This is a genomic window from Pseudoflavonifractor phocaeensis, from assembly GCF_016901955.1.
Classification (GTDB): Bacteria; Bacillota; Clostridia; order Oscillospirales; family Oscillospiraceae; genus Flavonifractor; species Flavonifractor phocaeensis_A.
Genome location: NZ_JACJLC010000148.1, coordinates 1 through 3,735, shown reverse-complemented (window position 1 = coordinate 3,735; position 3,735 = coordinate 1). Strand labels below are relative to the sequence as shown.

Here is a 3,735-nt window from a genome sequence, read left to right as displayed (position 1 = left end):
CGTGGGAATCCGTCTCCTTTTGCTGGGAAAACGGATTGCCACGCCAGTGTGCGCACTGGCTCGCAATGACAGGTTTGTGCAAACTGTCAATTTTGCAACAGGCCCTTTTCGCGTATTACCGGTGCTCGCCCCGGCTGTAGGCCACCACGGTCCGGCGGTTGGGCTCGGTGCCGATGGAGTAGGTGGTCACATCGGCGGTGTCCTGAAGGGCGGTATGGATCACATGGCGCTCATAGGCGTTCATGGGCTCCAGGGTCACATTGCGGCGGTAGCGCACCACCTTACCGGCCACCTTGTTGGCCAGCCGGATCAGGGATTCCTCCCGCTTGGCCCGGTAGCCCTCGGCGTCCACGTGGACCCTCACCCGTTTGGACTGGCCGTGGTTGACAGCATAGCCGGTGAGCTGCTGGATGGCGTCCAGGGTCTCTCCCCGGCGGCCGATGAGGCCGCCCAGGTTCTGGCCCACCAGCTCCACCTGATAGGTGCCCTTCTCGTCCATCCGGATCACCGGAGTGGCGGAAGCCCCCATGTGCTCCAGCAGACCGGTAAGGAAGGCGGCGATCTGATCCGCCTTGCCGTCCTCTCCGGCGGGGATGGCTCCGGGCCTCTCTTCCACCGCAGGAGCGGCGGGCTTGACAGCCTCCTTGACGGAGGCGGGTTTTACAGTCTCCTTGGGAGGAGCGGACTGTACGGGCTCCTCCTTCACGGTGACGGGCTTTACAGGCTCCACCACGGGAGCGGGCTCGTCAGGGGCCTCGTAGGTCACCTTGACCTTGGCGGGGCAGCTGCCGATGCCCAAAAATCCGGACTTGGCCCGTTCCAGGATCTCTACGGATACCTCGTCCCGATCCATGCCCAGCTGCCGCAGGGCGGCCTCGATGGCGGCCTCCTCGGTCTTGCCGGTGCTCTCGATCCATTTCAGCATTGGGTATCTCTCCTTATGAATCCACGGCAAGCGCCGTTATTCTTCTGTCTGATTGGTCTCCACGGCCTCCCCGGGGACCTCCTGGGGGGCCTGGATGGCGGCGGGCTCGTCAACAACGGGGGCGGCGCCGCTCTTGGGGGGGAAGATAGGCTCCTCGCCGGGACAGACGGTGGGGCCGTTCTCGCTGTAGCGGTAGGGGTCATAGGCCCGGCCACGGGCGTACTGGCGGATGCCCACCCGGCTGTACTCCTTTACCGAGCCGGGGATCTTATCCTCGTCGGTCTGAGGCTTCTTTTCCGCCTTTTTCTTCTTGCCGCGGTTGAGCTTCTCTTCCTCGATGCGCCGGGCACGCTCCTCCGCCTTCCGGCGGCGCTCCTCCAGCTCCTCTTCCTTTTCCTGCCGCTCCCGCTCAGCCCGCTTCAGAGCGGCCTGCTCATAGTCCTTCTTCAGCAGCTTGCCGCAGAGGAATTCCTGGAGCATGGAGAACAGGCTGTTGGCGATCCAGTAGACACACAGGGCCGCCGGCATGGAGAAGCCGATCCACAGGGAAATCAGAGGGGAGACGATCATCATGGACTTCATGGTGGAGTTGGTCTGACTGCTCTGCTGGTTCACCGCGTTGGTCTTCATGGAAACCAGGGAGAACATCACGCTCAGTCCGGCGGAGATCACCGGCAGCAGGAACAGACCAAAGCCGCCGGCCATGGTCCAGAAGGTCAGCTGGGGAATCTGGGACAAATCCACCAGGCCCAGCAGATCGAAGTTGATGGCAAAAATATTGCTTCCCACTTCGCCCACGGCGGCCTTCACGGCCTCCAGATTCTCAGGGGTAATGAGGGAGGCCAGATAGAGCTGGTTATAGCCCGTATTGGCAAAGGTATCGGTAGCCTCCTTCAGCCAGCCCATATCCACCGCCTGAGTGCTCCAGTTCACGGTCTGGGCAATGGTATTGAGCACGTCGGCATCGTTGATACCCATCATGTAGTGGATGGGCTCCCGGATGATGGGATAGAGGATCATCAGGATGATCAGGGGGATGAAGGACCACAGGCAGCCCCCCATGGGGTTGACCTTTTCCTTCTCATAGAGCTTTTGGACTTCCAGATTATAGCGTTGCTTATCCTTGCCGTACTGCTTTTGCAGCTTCTGCATCTGACCCTGAAGAATGTTCATCTGGATCATGCTGCGCTTGCCCTTCAGAGAGAGGGGGAAGAGCACCACCTTGACCACCAGGGCAAAGAGGATCAGGGCAAGGCCATAGCTGCCGCAGAAGTGATATAACACCTGCAGCAGCCACGCAAAGGGGGTGAGGATGATATCCATGGACACGCCTCCAAGTTACATTGTCTTGCCGCGATGGGTCACGGCACCGGGTCGTACTGAATGGATTTCTGCTTATGGAAGGGTTGGCATTTCAAAATGCGGCGCAAGGCCAAAAAGCCCCCCTTGAGCGCGCCATATTTCTCCACCGCCTCCAGAGCGTACTCGGAGCAGGTGGGGATAAAGCGGCAGCAGGGGGGACGGCCGGGGGAAATATACCGGCGGTAAAACCGGATGAGGGCCAAAAGCAGGCGCTTCAACTCAGACCTCCTCCTTCCGGAGCAGGCCCAGCTTGTCCGCCAGAGCCAGGAGACTGCGCTCCACCTCCCGGTAGCGGCAGTGACCGGCCCGTACCCGGGCCACCACCACCAAATCGTAGCCAGGGAGAAAACGGGCCTCGTGAAGACGATAGGCCTCCCGGATGCGGCGGCGGGTGCGGTTGCGCACCACCGCCTTGCCCACCTTCACCCCTACGGTGATCCCCAGGCGGCTGCAGGGCAGGTTGTTCTTCCGGCAGTAAAGGGCCAGGCAGGAGTTGACCCCGCTCTTGCCCTTACTGTACAGGCGGCGGAACACATGGTTTTGCTTGAGAGAGACGGTGTGCTCCACAGCCCTTACCCCTTCCCGGTTTTTTCCATATGCTGCGCAGGGGCGGTGGGAAAAGCTCCCCCGCCCCTTATGAAATGCCCTATTCCATTTGCGGACCCATCAGTGGGTCAGACGGGCGCGGCCCTTGGCGCGGCGACGGGCCAGGACCTTGCGGCCGTTGGCGGTACGCATACGCTTACGGAACCCGTGCTCCTTGGAGCGCTGGCGCTTCTTGGGCTGATAGGTACGAACCATGTTGGGACACCTCCTGTACAAAAATCAAGCGGGTCGCCCCGCCCACCACAACAGCCTCTCGGCTGCGGTCGTCAAATAAAACTGCTTTACACCAAGTACTTTTACACGATGCACATGGTATTATAGCCTATTTTAAAATAGCCTGTCAACCACTAATTTCGCTTTCTTTGCCCTTTTTTTCTTCGGCTTTGGGGATGATACCATATCTTGTGGCCCATGCGGACCTTGCGGCCAATCGTGGGGGCAAAACCCCGGATGTCGGGACATCCAAAGACCCCCTCCCACAAAGGTGGACGCCCTGTTCGTTCATTGTGGAAAAACCGGTGGAAAACAGTTTCTTTTTTTATATTGTATCGTTGCTTTCCACCGGCGGATTTGCTATAATGATACTCGTTAAATTATCTGTATCTGTCCGGCGGCCGGGACTGTCCCGACGGCCGGGCTTCCGCCGTTTCCGGCGGTCCGGAAAAGCGTCGCCTCTGGCCTTGAAAGCCGCCGCTTTCGGGGCCTTGCTTTTTCCGGACCGCCGCCGGCCATCTATTTTGTCGAAAGAGGTGGTCTTTCCGTGAATTTACCGGCCGATCTATGGGCCAAGGTGCTCTCACTGATGGAGGAGGAAATGACGCCCACCGCCATCAACACCTGGT

5 protein-coding genes are annotated in these 3,735 nt (G+C 59.9%); all 5 read right to left on the bottom strand.

The window, feature by feature from the left end:
- Positions 1-115 precede the first annotated feature (115 nt).
- Positions 116-925 (bottom strand): RNA-binding cell elongation regulator Jag/EloR, encoded by an 810-nt coding sequence (gene jag / locus H6B51_RS16540; RefSeq protein WP_204884700.1) that lies wholly within the window; start codon positions 923-925, stop codon positions 116-118.
- Between the two features lie 36 nt (positions 926-961).
- On the bottom strand, positions 962-2,248 hold the full coding sequence (locus tag H6B51_RS16535; RefSeq protein ID WP_204884699.1) for a YidC/Oxa1 family membrane protein insertase: 1,287 nt from the start codon (positions 2,246-2,248) through the stop codon (positions 962-964).
- A gap of 38 nt (positions 2,249-2,286) precedes the next feature.
- Entirely contained in the window at positions 2,287-2,505 is a 219-nt protein-coding gene (gene yidD, locus H6B51_RS16530) for a membrane protein insertion efficiency factor YidD (RefSeq protein ID WP_204884698.1), read from the bottom strand.
- A gap of 1 nt (position 2,506) precedes the next feature.
- Complete coding sequence (rnpA, locus tag H6B51_RS16525) at positions 2,507-2,854, bottom strand: ribonuclease P protein component (RefSeq protein WP_204884697.1); 348 nt, start codon at positions 2,852-2,854, stop codon at positions 2,507-2,509.
- A 99-nt stretch (positions 2,855-2,953) separates the two neighbouring features.
- On the bottom strand, positions 2,954-3,088 hold the full coding sequence (gene rpmH / locus H6B51_RS16520) for a 50S ribosomal protein L34 (protein WP_006570963.1): 135 nt from the start codon (positions 3,086-3,088) through the stop codon (positions 2,954-2,956).
- Positions 3,089-3,735: the final 647 nt, after the last annotated feature.

What these genes read in the sequence shown, in the direction of transcription:
- jag (WP_204884700.1), bottom strand. Translation starts at nt 925, where the DNA reads ATGCTGAAATGGATCGAGAGCACCGGCAAGACCGAGGAGGCCGCCATC.
- H6B51_RS16535 (WP_204884699.1), bottom strand. Translation starts at nt 2,248, where the DNA reads ATGGATATCATCCTCACCCCCTTTGCGTGGCTGCTGCAGGTGTTATAT.
- rpmH (WP_006570963.1), bottom strand. Translation starts at nt 3,088, where the DNA reads ATGGTTCGTACCTATCAGCCCAAGAAGCGCCAGCGCTCCAAGGAGCAC.